The sequence below is a fragment of the Cupriavidus sp. F041 genome, from assembly GCF_057814235.1.
Genome location: NZ_JBVASY010000003.1, coordinates 333273 through 351426 on the forward strand (window position 1 = coordinate 333273; position 18154 = coordinate 351426).

Here is an 18154-nt window from a genome sequence, read left to right on the forward strand (position 1 = left end):
CCTTGGCGGCATCAGCATGCACGGCGCCAATCCAAAACAATGACAAATGAACCGCTCAGCGGTTGGAGACCTCATGTCCAAATCGACTGGAATACTCCGTCAGCCGGAGTCTTACCCTGAGAGTCGGCTGCCACCTGGCGTGCAACGACTGATTCGCCCACAGCCATGCGGAAGAGCCGTGGAGCTGGCGTTCCTTCGCTGGGAAAAGAAGGACCTGGCAGCGACTCAACGCTTCTGGCGCGATTTCGGCTTGCATGTGGCCAGCGACTCGCCTGAGCGGCTCACCGCCCGTGGCGTCGGGACGGCCCCCTGCATTGCCGTGGCCGAACGTTCGGCGGTGAGCCGCTTCGTCGGGCCCGCCTTTCGCATGTCGGACGATACCGACTTGAATCGGTACATCGATCGCTTTGGCGCCACGTGGTTGTCCGAACAGCAGATTCCCGGAGGCGGGCGCGGTGTCGAGCTATTCGATCCTTCCGGGCGCAGTGTCTGGCTCGTGCAAGGCCAGCAGCGTGTCGAACCTCTGCCCATGCGCCCACCCATGACATTGACCAACACGGCGCAACATGCGCCGCGAGTCAACCGCACCGTTCGCACCCCGATTGAGCCGGCCAGTATTGTCCGGCTGGGACATGTTGTATTTCAAACCGTGGACTTTGCCGCCATGGCGGGGTGGTACATGACCGTACTCGGCGTCATTCCGACCGATGTGCAGTACCTCGCGGATGGCAGTCCCAACCTGGCCTTCTGCCGGCTCGACCTTGGCCAGGCGCCAGCCGACCACCACACCCTCGTACTGGTGGGTGGCATCGAAGAGAAATACGAGCACAGCGCGTACGAAGTCATCGATCTCGATGCGCTCGGGCAGGGTCAACAGGTGCTGCGTGCGCAAGGCCATTCGCACATGTGGGGCATCGGGCGGCACTTGCTGGGAAGCCAGTTGTTCGACTACTGGCGCGATCCGGACGGTTTCGAGCTGGAGCACTACACCGATGGGGATCTGTTCACCGCGGATTTCGAAACCGCTTACTCGCCGCTTGACTTCGGCGGCATCTGGGCCTGGGGCGCCGACGCACCGGCTTCCATGAAACCAAGAAAGACTTTGCGCAATGTGCTGAAGGTGCTGAGGCTGGTACGGCGCAAGGCAATTGCGCCGGCGCGGCTCAAGCTGATCGAAACAGCGCTGGGTGCACCCGCCAGGCCCTGGCTTTAGAACTAAGCAATTCCCTAGGAAGTGTCATGTCTCGTACCGTAATTCGCTACATCCATACGGATGGCCCGCAATGGGGCATTCTCTTTGGCGCACGCATCGCGCCGTTGCAGGTCAACGCCGCCACCACAGGCGAGTTGCTTGCCAAACACTGGCAAAGCATCTGGCAAGTGCCGGCGGCGCAGGCGTCGATACCGCGCGAGGCCGTCGAGCTTCTGGCTCCCGTCACGCAGAACCAGCAATTCCTCTGCCAGGGAGTCAACTACCGCAGCCACGTCATGGAATCCGGCCTGCGTGTCGAGGATTTTCCCTTCAACACGATCTTTACGAAGGCGTCCTCATGCATCACGGCCGCGGATGCCCCGGTCGTCTCCCCGCCCCACGTCAAGCTGCTCGACTACGAGATCGAACTGGGGCTGGTGCTGCGGCGGAACTTGCAGCCTGGTGCGAAGATCAGCCCCGACGCTCTCGGTGATTGGCTTGCTGGCGTGACCATCGTCAATGACCTTTCGGCGCGTGACGTGCAGTTGCCGCAGGGTCAGTTCTACAAGGGCAAGAGTTATCGCGGCTTTGGCCCGGTCGGCCCTGGACTCGTATTGCTGACGCCGGATGAATGGCGCCGCTGGCCGACATTGCGGATGCGCCTCGATGTCAACGGACAGCCCCGGCAAGACGCCTACTGCGCCGACATGATCCACGCGCCGGCCTCGACCCTGACGGAACTGGCATCCATGCACGACGTTCACGCGGGCGACCTGATCGCAACCGGTACGCCTGCCGGTTGCGCGGCGCGCGCGCCGGGCAAGCTGGCCATGTTCATGGCGAAACATCTTCTCAGCGACGCCGGAAAATGGCGCATGTTTGTGCGCCGCGGCATGACCAATCCCGCTTACCTTCGGCCCGGCGACAGCATCCGGGCCTCGATTCGCACCGATGACGGCACCATCGACCTGGGTGAGCAGACCAACGTTATCGCCCCGGCGTGACGACCACGCCGGTTGGTGATGAAACACGTGGCATCCCATCGCAGTATTTGGAATGAGAGTGAAGTCTTATGAGTAGCCTTGCAATCAACCCGATGCCAGATGTCGTCAGGCGACTGGAGGACGTGGAACAGATCGAACGGACGCCCTGGCAGGACGTGATCCACGCCACAAACACTTACACGGTGCTACGGACCGCTTGCGAGCGCTGGTCGGAACGCGTGGCCCTGCGGCTGCTGCTGGACGGCAGCGCCTCCGCGCCAACGCGCGACGTCCGTTATGCCGAATTGTTGGAGGGCATCCATCGCACCGCCAATGCATTCCACCGCCTGGGTGTCACGCCGGGGGTGCCAGTCGCCATCCTGCTACCGAACCTGATCGAGGGTCACCTGGCGCTATGGGGCGCGGAAGCTGCCGGCATTGCCAGCCCGATCAACCCGATGCTGGAATCCAGCTTCATTGCCCGTATCTGCGAAGAGACGGGGGCCAGGGTGGTCATCGCCCTGGGGCCCACGACGGACGGGAATATCTGGGAAAAGGCCGTGGAAGTCGCGGACCGGCTGCCTCGGGTCCATACGATCCTGCAGGTTGACCCGATGGCCGCATTGGGGGGGCGTATCTGCTCCGGCGGCCACACCCCGCGCGGCAAGATGCCGGCCCGTACCGGCGTGCAGGTGCTTGACTTCCATGACGCGCTGGCCGAATCCGACAGCACGCGGCTGATCAGCGGGCGGCGATTCACGCCCACCGAGCCGTGCGCCTATTTTCATACGGGTGGCACCACCGGGTATCCCAAGGTGGCCGTGCACAGTCACCTGAACGAAGCCGTGATGGCATGGGTCCTTCAACGGATCGATGACCGGCGCAACGTGATGCTGGCTGGGTTGCCCCTTTTCCACGTCAATGGCGCCATGGTGACCGGACTCGGCGCGCTTCATAGTGGTTCGGAGATCGTCATGCTGACCGCTGGCGGGTATCGGACGCCGGGCCTGCTGGACGCCTTCTGGGAGATTGCCAACCGATTTGGGGCCACCACGTTTTCCGCCGTACCAACCATCCTGGCGGCGCTGCTTGCCAGACCTCTGCCTGCGGGCGGGATCCCGACCTTGCGCCACGTTCTCTGTGGTGCCGCGCCGCTACCCAGTCAGGTCGCACACGAGTTTGAAGAGCTCACCGGCGTACGCATCCACGAGGGATATGGCCTGACGGAAGGTAGTTGCGTATCGACCGTCAACCCGCCAAAAGCCGCGCCCAAGGCCGGTACGGTTGGCATCCGCATTCCGTATCAGGAATTGAAGCTATTCAAGCTACGCGCAGACGGCAGGCCCGCCGAGCTTGCCGAAGCTGGTACGACCGGCGTAATTGGCGTACGCGGCCCCAATGTGTTTCCCGGTTACCTAAGGGAAGCCGACAACCGCGGCATCTGGATCGAGGGCGGATGGTTCAACACGGGCGACCTGGGCCGCCTTGATGCGGACGGAGCTCTCACGCTGTGCGGCCGCGCGAAAGACCTGATTATCCGTGGCGGCCATAACATCGACCCGTCGATGATCGAGGATGCGATCGCCGCACACCCCGCGGTCGCCATGGTCGCTGCGGTCGGGCAGCCGGACACCCATGCGGGCGAATTGCCGGTGGCTTTCGCGGTACTCAAGCCCGACGCACAGGCTTGCAGCGAAGCGTTGATGGAATACGCGCGGGAGAGGATTCCTGAACGCGCGGCGGTGCCGGTGCGCATCGAAATCATGCCTACACTGCCCCTTACCGCCGTCGGCAAGGTCTCCAAGCCAGACCTGCGCCTGCTCACCATCGAGCACGTCATCCGGGCGGCGCTTGCCGAGCATGGCATGTCCGACACCCGCGTCAAGGCCCGGCTCTGCCCCGAGCGCGGCGCCGTGGCCGATATCTCCGGTCCGGTCGCGTCACGTGAGGCGGCGATGGCCCTGGTGGCCCGCTATCCCGTGATTCCCGCATGGCAGGAGCAATGATGACGGACACCACGAAGACCCCGCAGGGGAACATGCTCGATACGGATGTCCTGCTTGTTGGACTGGGGCCGGTGGGGGCAGCGCTGGCCAACCTGCTTGGCCGCTACGGGATCCGCGTCCTGGCCATCGACCGCGCCACGGAGATCTTTGCCAAACCGCGCGCGATCGCGCTGGACAACGAGGCCCTGCGCATTCTGCAGCTCGTGGGCGTAGCGGAGGGCGAATTCGCCACGGTGGCGATTCCAAAGGTGCAATACCGCTCGCCACTGTTCGGCCGCTTTGCGCGCATCAACAGCGCGAGAATTGTCGACGGCCATCCGATGCTCGTGACGTTCTACCAGCCGGAATTGGAGGCGGTGCTGCGCAAGAAGCTGTCAGCGTACCGCACCGTGGACGTTCGCCTCGGGGCCGAACTCCAGTCCTTCGTCGATGATGGTCACCATGTGCATGCCGTCGTGAAATCGGCTGGCTCGCCCGACCTGCAGGTCAGGGCGAAGTACATGGTGGGCATCGATGGCGCAGGTTCACTGGTCCGGCGTGAGCTGGGGCTTGATTTCGAGGGCCGCACATTCCAGCAGGACTGGCTGATCGTTGACGCGCTTGGCGTGCCGAATCCCATTGACCATTGCGAGTTTCTCTGCGACCCGGCACGGCCCACGCCGCATATGGTCGCGCCAGGGGGCCGCCAGCGCTGGGAATTCATGTTGAAGCCGGGGGAACTCGCTGCGGAAATGGAGCGGCCTGAATCGGTGCGCAAGCTGCTCGCGCCGTGGTGCGATGTAGACAAGGTACAGATCGAACGCACTGCGGTATATCGATTTCACGCACGAGAAGCCAAGTCGTTCTCGAAAGGTCGATGTTTCCTGGCCGGTGATGCCGCTCACATTACACCCCCTTTTGCCGGGCAAGGATTGGTGGCCGGCCTGCGGGACGTGGCCAACCTTGGGTGGAAGCTGGCGTGGGTGCTACGCCGCCAGGCGAGCGAGCAGATTCTCGAGAGCTATGACCAGGAACGCCGGCCTCACGCAAGAAAGATCATCAACCTGGCGCGCTTTCTTGGGGCACTTGTCATGCCACGCAACCGAGCAGCGGCACTCGCCATACACGGGTGCATGAGCGCGATCAGGGTGTTGCCGCGCGGCCGTGCCCTGTTCGAAGACCTGAAAGTCAAGCCCGCAAACACGTTCGACAAAGGCCTGTTCGTGCGCGTGCCCGGCACCGAGAAATTGCGTGCCGGTTCGAGTTTTCCACAGGGCTGGGTCCGGCCGGCAGATAGCGGAACCCCGACACTCAGCGACGAGTGCCTGGGGCTTGAGTGGGCAGTAATCGGATTCGGCTTCGACCCCGCGACGCGTCTGTCGTCTGAGCTCATGGTGCGCTGGTCCCTCGCTGGCGGCAAGGTGTGGCAATGGTGCCAGCGTGCCCAAGCGCAGCATCTCGCGCCCAAAGGCCGGCGCCTTGAAGCACTGGACGAGGTCGTGTTGCCCCGCGTGGCCCCGCTCGACTGGCTGGTGGTGGTCCGCCCGGATCGATGCGTGCTCGCGGAAGGCCCGGCCTCTCAGGCCGAGCACATCCTTCAGCGTGCCCTGGACCTGATCGATCCGCCACAGCTACGCCTTGACATGCACCTCCCCAAGGCCGCCTGAAGTACCCGTCGCCCCGCAGACAGATAACAAACCTTCTCGCGCCAGTTCATGGCGCCAGCGGGCGGGGCTTCTTTTACGCCGCTTCAATAACAAGGAGGAGACCCTTGTGTTGCAGACTTCTGTTTATTGCCTTTCCATCGCGGCAATCACTTGCCTTGCAAGCATGACCGCACATGCCGGAGAAGACTTTCAGGTGCGGTACAACGTCGCAGGCAGCATCGGAGGGGAAATGTTTACACCCCCGGATGCCGCCGGGCTTGCAGTTGGCGTTGCAGCAACATATATCGACATCAGGAAGGTGACCGGCAACGATGGCAACACACTGACGAAGCCGATCCCCGGTGGCGCCATTCCACTTCCGTCCCCTGCCCCCGTGACGGCGTATCCCACGTATGGTGCCAATACCGCCCAGATCCCTGCCTCAGGCACTTTCAAGCTGTTCAACCTCGGCATTGGCTACATTACCGACGCGGACTATGGTGGCGGTCGCCTCGCATTCGGCGGCGTTCTGCCGTATGGCGCCAAATCCCAATCGGTCAGGGCTACTGCCGCAACGCCAGCCGTGCAGGCGACCCCCGCGGTCCCCGCGGCCGCACGGCAGGCCATCGCGAGCCAGTTTGGGGCGGCATATCAGTCAAGCCTTGCCGGCGAGGTAGCCAGTGCCTCTGGCGACGTATCTGGCATCGGCGACCTGGAGTTGCAAGGCGGCTGGCTCTATACGACCGAACAACTGCGCGTATTGCTGGGCGCATCCCTCGTGATTCCGACAGGACGCTACAACGCATCGCCCGCACCCGATATAGGCACTGGCAATTTCTATACGCTGCGGCCGGCGGTGCAAGTGGCCTACCTGCCAACGCCGGACATCGCCCTCGCGGCAAAGGTGACCCTGGGCCTGAATACGAAGAATCGGGACAATGACCTCCGCAGCGGAAACTGGGTCGGGCTGGAAGGCGCGGCGGCATACAAGACCGGGATTGGCGTATTCGGACTGCACACCGTCTTCATTCAACAGTACCAGGACGACTCGAACAACCCCTGGGGCCAAAGCCGCTACCGATCGCTCAATGCCGGTGCGTTCTATACGGCGATGGTGCCCGGCATTGACGCTGCGCTGACGTTGCAATACATGGCGACAACCAGTTCGCGCAACGCAAAGGTCGGCATCTTTACCCAGATCCGAATAATCAAGCTGTTCTGATGACGATGGCGAAAGAGCTGTCATCCCGTCTCGCCGTTTCCATGGGCCTGACAGCTCGGTTGCACTTAATTCGGAAGCAGGTCGTCGATCTTTCGCTGTGCCTGCTCGATAGCGACTTGCCTTTGTTCGGCACCGGCAGACACACCCTCGGCGGCGACCACTTCGAGCTGGGACACGCCCACGAAGGAGAATACGCTTCGCAGATAGGCTTCCGCGTGCTCCAGTGCCGCGTTGCGCGAACCGGGGCCATAGTACCCGCCGCGTGCCACGGCCAGGATGATGCGCTTCCCGGTCACGAGCCCCTCCGGACCTCTGTCCGTATAGCGAAAGGTCTTTTCCGCGACGGCGATGCGGTCGATCCAGGCCTTCAGTTGACTGGCGATACTGAAGTTGTAGAAAGCGACACCAATGACCACCATGTCGGCCGCCAGAAACTCATCCAGGATGGCCCGTCCCATTGCAAGATCCTGCAGAAGCCCAGAGTCGTGTGGCGCGTTGAGTTCGCGGGATGCGGCAAGGTATGCGCCGGACAAGTGAGGAATCGGTGAACTGGCGAGGTCACGGTATATGACATCGGCCTCCGGATGCGCGGCCTTGAACCTGTTGACGATGGCGGCCGAAAGGGTACGGCTGACGGAATTGTCTCCCAGGATGCTGGAATCAATGTGAAGAAGCTTCGTGGTCACTCGGGGATCTCCAATGGTAGGCGCTGCCCATCGCGGAGTTGAACAGTCCGAATTCAATGGGCGCGCTTGCGTGATGGCTCGCGACCAACATACCCACCATTCGCGTCCGCCACAAGGAGGCACACCGATGTTACCTGCGACCATTCAACGGGAGTCTGACGAGGCGACTGGCACGACTTCCGAGCACAAGGGCCACTTTCCCGGCATGTTGGACAGACGTAACGGCATAGATCTGCCCGGAGACTGCCAGGCAGCAGGGGCTGTCCTCACGCGCATTGGCGATAAGTGGGGCGTCCGCATCGTCATGCTCCTTGCTGACGGACCCATGCGGTTCAATGAAATGAAGCGGAAGATCGGCGGCATCTCGCAGCGCATGCTGACCCTGACTCTGCGGGGATTGGAACGAGACGGACTGGTTACGCGGACCGTATATGCCACGATTCCGCCGCGCGTTGACTACGCGTTGACTTCCCTCGGTCACTCGCTAATGACACCTGTGGAAGCACTCGGCCTATGGGTCATCGCGCATCTCCCGGCCATTGAACAGGCGAGACAGGCGTTCGACCTCCGCAGCAAGAGAAACTCGGAGTGTGACCAGCCCTTCTATGAGCAGTCCATTGTCAAGCCGTTTTGCAAACTGACCGATTGATCGATATACGAATCCTCCCTTATGGCGACAGAGCGGGGTAGCTCCGTTGCGATGAAAGCAGGATGAACCGGAGCCGGGTCTTGCGCTCGTGAGAAATGACATCTCACCACCTTCTATCCGCTGACGTGAAGCCAGCCTCATCCTGCATGCGCATTACGCCGGAATAGTCACCGAGAGCGTGCCCCATCTAGAGAATCGGTTGCCTGTCGTGAAGGAGAGCGTGCAAAAGATGGAATGAACGCGCCCCGGCCCCCACGAAGCGGGCGGCGGTTCCATTCAGATCTGGGAAGCGAGGCAGGTAGGCGGGCCTCCCCATCACGAAACGGCGTCGATGTGCCAGAGTGGGAGTGTCTTCAACCACGCGAGGATGGAGGGACCCGAAATGAATGCTACGACTTACGGCCTGGACATTGCAAAGACTGTGTTCGTGCGACCTGCAAGTCGCCTGAATTCCTGTTTCACAGGAGAACGTATGACCTGACGAAACCGGTTGTTCCATCAGCCGTTCCCTACCCAGACATGCGGAGCCGGTAACGGCCCGGTGTGAAGCTCTGGGGACAACGTAGCCGCCGGATAACCGGTACGCCCAGCCCCGAGGCGAAGCGGAATCTGCCAGCACGAAGGCGGAGAGGAGCAAGGGATGAGTGGGTATGACCAACATATGTGAACTTCTGATAAACGTCGTCATCTTTGACAAGCCAAACGTGCTGACAGGCTTGAACCAAAACGGTATGCGGTGAGGAGTGGTTCTTGAATACTGGGCCACCATGGACAACCAGCCGCCGGCGAAGAGGAAGGGGCCGCCCCGCTCGGAGATTCATGCGGACCAGGGCAAGCCCATAGCACTGCCGGCGACGGCAGGCGAACCGTAAGGAACGCTGCTGGTGCTGAATCGCGTTCATAGAAGCGAAAAATATCGTGAGCGCTGATTTCACCGCACCGGCAACTAGCTGAGTTTGGACACACGCGACGGCTACAATCAGACGGCCATACATGTACCAGAGCCGAAACGCGCCCGCACGACAGGTTGCCTTAGCCGCTGGTGCTTACGCCTTATGCCGTGGTATTGACACGTCCCCTCAGTTCAAGAAAAGGCTGTCGGCGCCGATACAGAAGACTGCGGTGCCTTTATGCCTTCGCCCTGTTCACACCTCGTCACGAAGTAGTGCATGGCGTAACTCCTTGAACGACGTTGATGGATTGACGTGCTCTTTGCCTCTACAGCCCGCACGCCATCAAAGAACCACTCCCGCCGAGTTTGGCCGCCTACGCACCCTTGCCGCGACATTTCCGTAAAGAACGAGATTGTGCCGATGTAACCAGCCGAAAATCCACTATAGTCCAAACCGCTGCAGTGACAATAGAACGCCTGAATCACGAAACTGAGTCTTTCAGGCGAGCCTTAAAGTCCGCCCAAAAGTGGCAGCGGGATTCGCTTTTCCATAGGCTGTCGAGTTTCCCCACCTTAGACTGGCGGCATGCTTTCGCTCGTTGGTGTATATTCCACCCGCTATAAATAGCCGGCCTAAAACCGAATCGGCGTGCAGATACACGCTTCGGTGCCGCAAATACGAGCGGACCATCGCTAGCGCCAATGGCTTGTGAATCGAGGCGGATCGTCGGTGTCCTTCGGTTTTTACAATCGAATAGTCAATGAACCGCATCTACCGCCTTGTCTGGAACCGCACCTTGCGGGTCTCCCAGGTTGCTTCCGAACTCGCCGTCGCGTCCTGCGGCGGCTCCCCCACCGGCCGTGTCGTACGGCGTATGCCAGCGCGCCGGGTGCTCAAAGCCCTGCATCCGCTCGCGTTGACGCTCGGCATTACCGGCGCGGCGGTCCCGGCATGGGCGGCTAATTGCGTCTCCGGCGCAACGACAGCTTGCAGCGCCACCGGCGGCAACGGCGCGCCCGGTCGCGGGGGCAACGGCGGCGCCGGCAACGGTGACGGCGGTGGCGCCAGCACCCTGGTCGGCGCTGACACGGTCCAGATCGCGGGCAGCCCAGGCGCCAATGGTGTAGGCGGAAGCGGTGCGGCGGGCGAGAGCGCTGGTGGAACGGGCGGCATCGTGGGCGTGGACGCGGCCGTGTTTACACCGGGCAGTGTGGCCACCGTCATCGGAACGATTTCTGGCGGCACTGGGGCACAGGGACCGGACGGCTTCAACTTCGCGAGCGGCGGCGGGGGCGGCGGCACGGCTTTATATTTTGCCGGCGGAAGCCTGAGCATCATTTCGGGCCCAGCCGTTACAGGTGGTAACGGCGGCGCTGGCGGAAATGGTACCAGCGGCTTTGTTTCCAATGCCGCTGGCGGCGGTGGCGGCGGCACCGGCATTACTACCACGGCGGCGAATGCCATTCTCACCAACGCAGGCGATATCGGCGGGGGAAGTGGCGGCAACGGAGGCGCAGGCGGCTTCGGCGGCGGCGGCGGTGGTGGCGGCGACGGCTTGTTGACGCTCGGCGGCAATACGGCTATCACCAACACGGGCAACATTGCCGGGGGCGCCGGCGGCAGCGCCGGGGTCAGCAGCAATGGCAGCCTCACCACCGCAGGCACCGGCGGCGCCGGGGTCAATCTCGCCGGAGGGGGAAGTACCTTAACCAATCAAGGCAATGTCGCCGGTGGCGCCGGAAGCGGAGCCGCGGCCGGGGCCGGTGTCATCGCTAACGGGAATGACACCATTACCAACAGCGGCACGATCAGTGGCGGTCTGTTCAGCGACGGCCTGACCCGCGCCGCGGCGATCCAGTTCAACGGCACCGGCAACACATTGAATCTGCTGACCGGCTCAAAACTCGTTGGAAATATTCAGCTGAGCGCCGGTGCGACAGCGACCATCGCGGCAAAGAGCACAGGGCTGACGCTTGGCAATGCGATTGTGCTGGGTGCAAGCACATCCACGGTGAGCATCGACACCAGCGCGGCCAACCTTATAGTTTCTGGCGTCGTCTCCGGCACCGGCAGCCTGGCCGCAACCGGAGGGAGCACCGTCACGCTCACCGGCGCAAACACCTACACGGGTGGCACAACGATCAGTGCAGCCACGCTGCAAATCGGCAATGGCGGCACCATGGGCTCGATCGCAGGCAACGTCATGAACAACGGGACGCTGGTCTTCGGCCGGAGCGATACCGTGGCCTTTGGCGGCAACATCGACGGATCCGGCGCCTTGGCGCAGGCCGGCACGGGCACGCTTTCACTCTCGGGGGCCAACAGCTATACCGGCGGCACGACCATCACGGCGGGCACCCTTGCGCTCGCCGGCACCGGCAGTATTGCGGCGTCCGGCGGCGTCATGAACAATGGAACGTTCGATATTTCGGGCACCGCCAGCGGCGCATCAATCGTCAGCCTCTCCGGGACAGGTACCGTCAGCCTCGGCGGCCGCACGCTGACGCTGAGCAACGCGGTGGGAGCGTTCAGCGGCAGTATCGCCGGTGCGGGTGGCCTCACGCTCAACGGCGGCACGCAGACCCTCAGCGGCGCGAATACCTACAGCGGCGACACGACCATCAACGCGGGCACCCTCGCGCTCACCGGTGCCGGCAGTATTGCGGCGTCCGGCGGCATCGTGAACAAAGGTACGTTCGATATTTCAGGCACCACCAGCGGCGCATCGATAGCCAGCCTCTCGGGGTCTGGCGCCGTCAGTCTCGGCCGCCGCACGCTGACAATGACCAACGCGGCTGGCACGTTCAGCGGGAGCATCGCCGGTACTGGTGGTCTCACGGTCAACGGCGGTACGCAAACCCTCAGCGGTGTGAATACCTATACGGGCGACACGACGATCAATGCGGGCGCGCTCGCTCTGTCGGCTGCAGGTAGCCTTGCCTCCGGGACAAACGTAAATCTGGCGGGCTCTGGTGCGCTGCTTGATCTCTCCGCAGGCGGCAACCAGTTGATCGGTAACCTGTCGGGGGTCGCAGGCAGCCGGTTGGCGCTCGGCGCCAATTCCCTGACGGTGAACACCAGCGGCGCCCAAACGTTTGGCGGCAGCCTGGTCGGGACCGGCGCATTCATGAAGCAAGGCGCGGGCAGCCTGACGCTGAACGGGGTAAGCAATAGCTTTTCCGGCACGACAACGGTCATCGGCGGCCTGCTGGAAGTCGGCGACCTGAACAACGCCAGCGCCATGCTCGGCGGCAGCGTGACGGTCGGCTCCCAAGGCACCTTGCGCGGCCATGGCACCATCTCCGGCGACGTCACCAATGGCGGCATTGTGATGCCAGGCGGGTCGATCGGCACGTTGACGGTGGGTGGCAATTACACACAGGCCAGCAATGCCAAGCTGACGATCGAGGTGAGCCCGACCGAGGGCTCACAGCTCAGGGTCAACGGCAGCGCCGCCCTGAACGGCGCGCTCGCGGTTGTCTACGATCCGGGCACCTACACTGCGCGGCAGTACACCCTGCTCACCGCAGCCAACGGCGTGAGCGGCCGCTTTACCGGCGTCGGCAACACGGCAGCGGTCGGAGCCAACCTTGGCACGCTGAGGCAATCCGTCAGCTATGGCACGAATGACGTCAAGCTGATACTCGATGCCGCAGCCACACCCGATGCGCGGGTCGTGGTCGCGCCGCTTGGCACCAGTATCTACACCGCGCTCGGCACGAACGCACTGATCCGCGCGCAAACGGTCAATGCAACACTACTGGAACGGCTGAGCAGCAGCCCCGTGAAAGATCCGGCTTCGTCTGATAGCTGGATTACCGCAATGGGCTCGCGCACGAAAGTCGGCGGCACAAATAGCCAGCCGGGCTTCCAGTCGCACCAATACGGGTTTCTGGCGGGCATCGACCATCCGATGGGCGAATCCACGCTCGGTGCCGCTGCCGGCTACATGCGCACCAATATAGGCGAGGATGGCACCGGCAGCTCGGGCACGACGGACACGCTTAGGCTCGCGCTGTACGGCAACGGGTGGTACGGTCCGGTCGGCTTGGCTGCGACCGTCGGATACGGGCTCGACTTCCTGTCTCAGAAGCGGCCGTTCGGTTCGATCGGCACCGCGGAAGGCGATCATATTGGTCAGGAGTTCACCACTGCGGCGCAGGCTAGCCTGCCGCTTACGGTGGGCGGCGTCGTGTTGACGCCGAATGTGGGATTGCGCTATGCGTATTTCCACGGCAACACGTTCAGCGAAAGTGGCGCAAACGGGCAGAACCTATTCGTGGGAACGGACAACGCCCGCAGCCTGCAACCCTTTGCAGCGATCACGCTGGACAAGGCGTTTGGAGACACGGCAAAGCCGGTCAACGTAAAGCTGCGGCTGGGGTACGCGCACGAGATGCTGGCGGGCGGCCGTGCCGTCACGGTGTCCGCCCTGGACGGCACGGTGTTCGCAGCCCCGGGCACGGATCTGCCGCGCTCGTTTCTCACCACCGGCGCAAGCGTCAGCCTCCATCCCTCCAAAGCCCTGACGGTTTCCTTCGCGTTCGACGCGCTGATCAATACCGGCCATGCATCCGCACAAGCGGGAAGCGCAAAGCTCGATTACCGTTTCTGAAGCGGGATGCAGAGTTAGGAGTTGGGTCACCGCTGGCGGTGCGCGACTCGGCATTCACAAGTTCAGGCTCGCGCCAGCGGGCTAGCATTGCCCGAAACCTAATCTACCCCCTAGAGCGACTCACCTTCGGTGCGAATCTCTTTTGCTCGCCCACGCCACCCGTGCCGCGGTGAGAATCCGCTCGGTATCCCGCGCCGGTGGCAGGCCAAACGCGCGGGCATACTCGCGGCTGAACTGGGTGGCGCTTTCGTAGCCGACATCAGAGGCGGCGGAGGCGACGCTCTTGCCGCCAGCTACGAGAAGTGTGCGTGCCTGTAGTAGACGGATGCGCTTTTGGTACTGCAGGGGGCTGAGCGTGGTCACCGCCTTGAAGTGGCGATGGAAGGCAGACACGCTCATCGCCGCCTTCGCCGCCAGCGACTCGACGTGCAGCGGCTTGGCGAAGTCGCGCCGGATCCACTGGATGGCAAGGCTCACCCCGCGCCATGGCGGTGTCCGGCGTCGCGATGTCGCGCTACATCCGCCCTGCAGCGCCCGATAGGGGATTTCCCGTTCGTAAACGGGCGCCAGCGCCGCGATATCCGCGGGCCGATCCATCAGCCGCTGCATGCGTACCCAGGCATCCATCGGTTCGGGCGTAACTGCGGACACAGAGAAACCGGCCTCCTGTCCATTGCCCCGCACAGGTTCGGCAGGTCTGCCAGCAGTATCGCTAGAACGGCGGGGGATCAAGCGTCAAGCTGACGGCGAGATAAGGCTCGCCCGATGCTGTCGAGCGATCGGTGCCAACAGCGGGCAAGTCAATAGACATGACGAAGTAGGTGGCCGAGTCATAGTGCAGCGTACGGTCGCCGACCGTCATCGACTTGCTGCCTTGCAGGATAAGGTTGACCATCGGGTCGTAGACAGCCGCCAGTTCGTGCTCTGGGATCGCGCTCCGAACCATGGCCACGCGCGGAATCCCAGTCTCCGTACGCCGGTTTTCTGCCTGTACTGCGAGGGATCTGAGCTCATTCAACTGATGTTCCATGGGGTACATCTCCACCAGACGATGGATGAGCTCCACCAGACCTTCACCCCAGGCCAGCAGCTTCAGCACCGCCGGCGTGCGTTCGTCCTCGGCAATGAACGGCGCAACAAGCTTCTTCTTCACGGCCGCAGTCAGGCTACGCGCGCTTTTCCGCTCTTCTCAGCTCGGCGAGTTCCTGTTCCAGTTGCTCCGTCTCCTGCTGCAAGCCATTGGCCATGTCGACCAATCCCTCAACCCATGCCAACACCTCAAGTTCTTTTGGCGTCAATCCTTCTCGCGCGACGTCCGGCGGCGTGAATTTTTGGCAAGTGGTCATGATCGGGCAGCGTGAATGGCGACGGCGAAAGTTAACATCCCCACCCAGCGTTTACAAGTGGAACGCGTTGCGGCTTGCGGCAAGCTCGCGCCGATATTTCCACGCCGACATTCCAGTTACCGAGCCACGCCTCACCACCTGGCCTTGCCCCGGCTTATTGAGAAGTTACCGGGATTCGAAGTCTAGGATGCCAATTGACGAAATTAATCCGGACTTATGCGAATTGACGACTTTGCTTCGCGGGGAGTGCAAGCAATATTGTCAATTCACCGGCCGGACCTCTATGTACGGCGCGGGTTCCAGGCAGATTCCGGAGTGACAGAATTGCTTCGTTCTACGGGAGTGTCAGGTTGACGCCCCCGCGCGCCCCGTTTCACGCCACGCCCGCGGCGACATCGAAAACCGCTCGCGAAACACCCAACTTAAGATCGCTCAGGTTGCCTCGGTGGCTTCTTGCTCCCCCGCTTCTTGGTAGCAGGTTCCGATTCCACAGCACTCATTTCCCGGGCAGTCTCGAGCAACAACTTCCGCAGCCAACTAATGGCCGGGTCGCTCTCCTGATATTTCTGCCACTGCAGGTGCTCGGAGAATACCGGGAGCGATCAAGCCTGCGACTCGCCGCAGGCCAAAGCGCTGGGCCATCTGTTCTACAAGGCGCGTGGGCAGGGTCGCAATGCGGGTCCGTGCCTGACAACAGCGCGGGGACTAGCGTGACACTGGGTGCGGTGACATCCTGGCGTCGGGTGCGCTTGCCCGTGGCGATCAGCGCTGGGTAAGTTCGGCCTCGGTATCCAGCCCGCTTTCGGCGAACCGCCGCAGTAGGTCGTCCTCCCGTCGAACCAATGGTGCGATTTTGCCACCAGGTCCACGATGGCCGGATCCACGCCTAGAGCACTTAGGCGGGGCTGAGCGACACTCCGTGGCAGGCACGCCAGCCGGAGGCCAGACAGATTTGGATACAAATTGCCCGGGATGCGCCTGGAAGGACGCCTCGAGCGCCCTTCCAGATGACAGAAGCCGCCGGCAGGCACACCGGCCATTGCGCTCCTACGCCGCGGTATTCACCTGAGCCTCGAGATCGGCGATCCTCTTGCGCAAGGCTCTCTCCTCCTGGAAGCGCACTGTCTCATCGCGAATGGTGGCGACGATTCCCGAGATCTGCCCGTCGGGCCCGCGCAACAGCGCCACAGTGAAGGCAATCGACATCGCCTTGCCGTCCTTGTCCGCCGCTGGCACCTTCAGCAAGTCATTCCCATAACGCGTGATGCCGGTGGCCATGGTCTTGTCGTAGCCCTCCCAGTGCCGGCCGCGCAGGCGCTCCGGGATAATCAGGTCCAGCGACTTGCCCATCGCCTCGGCCTGCGTATAGCCGAACATGCGCTCGGCCGCCGGGTTCCAGAGCGTGATGGCGCCATTGGCGTCGGAGATGATGACGGCGTCGCCAATGGCGGACACCAGTTGCTCGTAGTCGATGCTGGCTTGCATGGGGATCCCCTCTTTGCCGGACATTGCGGCAGCGTGTCTAGTTCGCGGCAACGTGCCGCCGTACAGTTTGGCACAGCCGCCCGCTTCAGTAAAAACGCCGGGGACCGCTTGCGCGGCGCTCCGGCGTTCCGTTCCGTTTCGTGCCCTTCAATCGTGTTCAGGCACCGGCGAACTGGCTCAGATCACCTCGCTCTCACGCAGGCGCTTGATATCTTCCGGACCGTAGCCCAGGCCTGCCAGCACTTCGTCGCTGTGCTCGCCCAGCAGCGGCGAACCCGTGATTTCCGGCTTGAGGTCCGAGAACTTGATCGGGCTGCCCACGGTCAGGTACGTACCGCGCTCCTTGTGCGGCACTTCGGTGATCGACCCGCTGGCGCGCAGCGACGGATCGGCGGCGATTTCCTTCATCGACAGGACCGGCGAGCACGGGATGTCGAACTTGCGCAGGATATCCACCGCTTCGTACTTGGTCTTGTCGGCCAGCCAGTCTTCGATGGTCTTGAAGATGTCGAAGATATGCGGCTGGCGTGCCTTGGCCGTGCTGTAGTTGGGGTCGCTGATCCATTCCGGCTTGCCCAGCGCCTTGCAGATCGGCTCCCAGGCATGGCCCTGGATGGTGAAGTAGATATAGGCGTTCGGATCGGTCTCCCAGCCCTTGCACTTCAGCACCCAGCCCGGCTGGCCGCCGCCGCCCGCATTGCCGCCGCGGGGCACCACGTCGCTGAACTCGCCATGCGGATACTGCGGATACTCTTCCAGGAAGCCCAGGCGATCCAGGCGCTGCTGGTCGCGCAGCTTCACGCGGCACAGGTTCAGCACGGCGTCCTGCATCGACACGGCCACCTTCTGGCCCTTGCCGGTCTTGTCGCGGCCGATCAGCGCGGTCAGGATGCCGATGGCAAGGTGCATGCCGGTGTTGGAATCGCCGAGTGCCGCGGCCGAAACCGTAGGAGGACCATCCCAGAAGCCCGTGGTCGACGCCGCGCCGCCCGCGCATTGCGCCACGTTTTCATACACCTTCAGGTCTTCATAGTGGTGGCCGTCGCTGAAGCCCTTGACCGAGGCGACAATCATCTTCGGGTTCAGTTCGTTGATGCGTTCCCACGAGAAGCCCATGCGGTCCAGCGCACCCGGGCCGAAGTTCTCGACGAGCACATCCGACTCGCGGATCAGCTGCTCCAGGATCTTCTTGCCGTCCGGCTTCTTGGTATCCAGCGTGAGCGAACGTTTGTTGCTGTTGAGCATGGTGAAGTACAGCGCGTCGACATCCGGAATGTCGCGCAGCTGCGTGCGCGTGACATCGCCGGAGCCGGGGCGCTCCACCTTGATGACGTCTGCGCCGAACCACGCGAGAAGCTGCGTGCAGGCCGGACCGGCCTGGACGTGCGTGAAGTCGATGATCCTGATGCCGTTGAGTGGGAGGTTCACTTTCGCTCTCCTATTGGATTAGAG

13 protein-coding genes are annotated in these 18154 nt (G+C 62.7%); 7 read left to right on the forward strand and 6 right to left on the reverse strand.

Annotation, left to right across the window (positions count from 1 at the left end; genetic code table 11):
- The first annotated feature begins 178 nt into the window (after positions 1-178).
- The 5 genes from ACZY0R_RS40175 (at position 179) to ACZY0R_RS40195 (ending at position 7028) form a co-directional block, all read left to right on the forward strand.
- The gene (locus tag ACZY0R_RS40175; RefSeq protein WP_488866996.1) at positions 179-1213 is read left to right on the forward strand and encodes a VOC family protein; all 1035 of its coding nucleotides are present in this window, start codon (positions 179-181) and stop codon (positions 1211-1213) included.
- A gap of 104 nt (positions 1214-1317) precedes the next feature.
- Positions 1318-2196 carry a fumarylacetoacetate hydrolase family protein gene (locus ACZY0R_RS40180; protein ID WP_488866998.1) on the forward strand — a complete coding sequence of 293 codons (879 nt, stop codon included), beginning with the start codon at positions 1318-1320 and terminating at the stop codon, positions 2194-2196.
- A gap of 68 nt (positions 2197-2264) precedes the next feature.
- On the forward strand, positions 2265-4181 hold the full coding sequence (locus tag ACZY0R_RS40185; protein ID WP_488867000.1) for an acyl-CoA synthetase: 1917 nt from the start codon (positions 2265-2267) through the stop codon (positions 4179-4181).
- A complete protein-coding gene (locus ACZY0R_RS40190) occupies positions 4181-5827 on the forward strand; it encodes a bifunctional 3-(3-hydroxy-phenyl)propionate/3-hydroxycinnamic acid hydroxylase (RefSeq protein WP_488867002.1) in 1647 nt (548 codons plus the stop codon). Before ACZY0R_RS40185 ends, ACZY0R_RS40190 begins: the two co-directional genes overlap by 1 nt.
- A 106-nt stretch (positions 5828-5933) precedes the next feature.
- Complete coding sequence (locus ACZY0R_RS40195) at positions 5934-7028, forward strand: transporter (RefSeq protein WP_488867004.1); 1095 nt, start codon at positions 5934-5936, stop codon at positions 7026-7028.
- Positions 7029-7093: 65 nt separating this feature from the next.
- Here the strand turns inward: ACZY0R_RS40195 and ACZY0R_RS40200 are convergent, their stop codons facing one another.
- Complete coding sequence (locus ACZY0R_RS40200) at positions 7094-7714, reverse strand: FMN-dependent NADH-azoreductase (RefSeq protein WP_488867006.1); 621 nt, start codon at positions 7712-7714, stop codon at positions 7094-7096.
- Positions 7715-7919: 205 nt separating this feature from the next.
- On the opposite strand from ACZY0R_RS40200, the gene ACZY0R_RS40205 reads away from it, so the two are divergent.
- Both ACZY0R_RS40205 and ACZY0R_RS40210 read left to right on the forward strand, forming a co-directional pair.
- Positions 7920-8363, forward strand: coding sequence for a winged helix-turn-helix transcriptional regulator (locus ACZY0R_RS40205; RefSeq protein WP_488867326.1), 444 nt, complete (start codon positions 7920-7922; stop codon positions 8361-8363).
- 1653 nt (positions 8364-10016) lie between these two features.
- Positions 10017-13871 carry an autotransporter domain-containing protein gene (locus ACZY0R_RS40210; protein ID WP_488867008.1) on the forward strand — a complete coding sequence of 1285 codons (3855 nt, stop codon included), beginning with the start codon at positions 10017-10019 and terminating at the stop codon, positions 13869-13871.
- Between the two features lie 120 nt (positions 13872-13991).
- On the opposite strand, the gene ACZY0R_RS40215 is transcribed toward ACZY0R_RS40210, so the two are convergent.
- From ACZY0R_RS40215 to frc, 5 genes are all read right to left on the reverse strand, one after another.
- Entirely contained in the window at positions 13992-14498 is a 507-nt protein-coding gene (locus ACZY0R_RS40215) for a helix-turn-helix domain-containing protein (RefSeq protein ID WP_488867010.1), read from the reverse strand.
- Positions 14499-14583: 85 nt separating this feature from the next.
- A complete protein-coding gene (locus tag ACZY0R_RS40220) occupies positions 14584-15024 on the reverse strand; it encodes an AraC family transcriptional regulator (protein WP_488867012.1) in 441 nt (146 codons plus the stop codon).
- A gap of 13 nt (positions 15025-15037) precedes the next feature.
- Positions 15038-15217, reverse strand: a complete 180-nt coding sequence (locus tag ACZY0R_RS40225; protein ID WP_488867014.1) for a hypothetical protein — start codon at positions 15215-15217, stop codon at positions 15038-15040.
- 1047 nt (positions 15218-16264) lie between these two features.
- The gene (locus ACZY0R_RS40230; protein WP_488867015.1) at positions 16265-16702 is read right to left on the reverse strand and encodes a PAS domain-containing protein; all 438 of its coding nucleotides are present in this window, start codon (positions 16700-16702) and stop codon (positions 16265-16267) included.
- Between the two features lie 177 nt (positions 16703-16879).
- Complete coding sequence (gene frc, locus ACZY0R_RS40235) at positions 16880-18130, reverse strand: formyl-CoA transferase (protein WP_045235347.1); 1251 nt, start codon at positions 18128-18130, stop codon at positions 16880-16882.
- Between the last annotated feature and the right edge of the window lie 24 nt (positions 18131-18154).

Coding starts and splice junctions, on each gene's coding strand:
- ACZY0R_RS40210 (WP_488867008.1), top strand. CDS start 10,017: ATGAACCGCATCTACCGCCTTGTCTGGAACCGCACCTTGCGGGTCTCC.
- ACZY0R_RS40190 (WP_488867002.1), top strand. CDS start 4,181: ATGACGGACACCACGAAGACCCCGCAGGGGAACATGCTCGATACGGAT.
- ACZY0R_RS40185 (WP_488867000.1), top strand. CDS start 2,265: ATGAGTAGCCTTGCAATCAACCCGATGCCAGATGTCGTCAGGCGACTG.
- ACZY0R_RS40230 (WP_488867015.1), bottom strand. CDS start 16,702: ATGCAAGCCAGCATCGACTACGAGCAACTGGTGTCCGCCATTGGCGAC.
- ACZY0R_RS40225 (WP_488867014.1), bottom strand. CDS start 15,217: ATGACCACTTGCCAAAAATTCACGCCGCCGGACGTCGCGCGAGAAGGA.
- ACZY0R_RS40215 (WP_488867010.1), bottom strand. CDS start 14,498: ATGGATGCCTGGGTACGCATGCAGCGGCTGATGGATCGGCCCGCGGAT.
- ACZY0R_RS40205 (WP_488867326.1), top strand. CDS start 7,920: ATGTTGGACAGACGTAACGGCATAGATCTGCCCGGAGACTGCCAGGCA.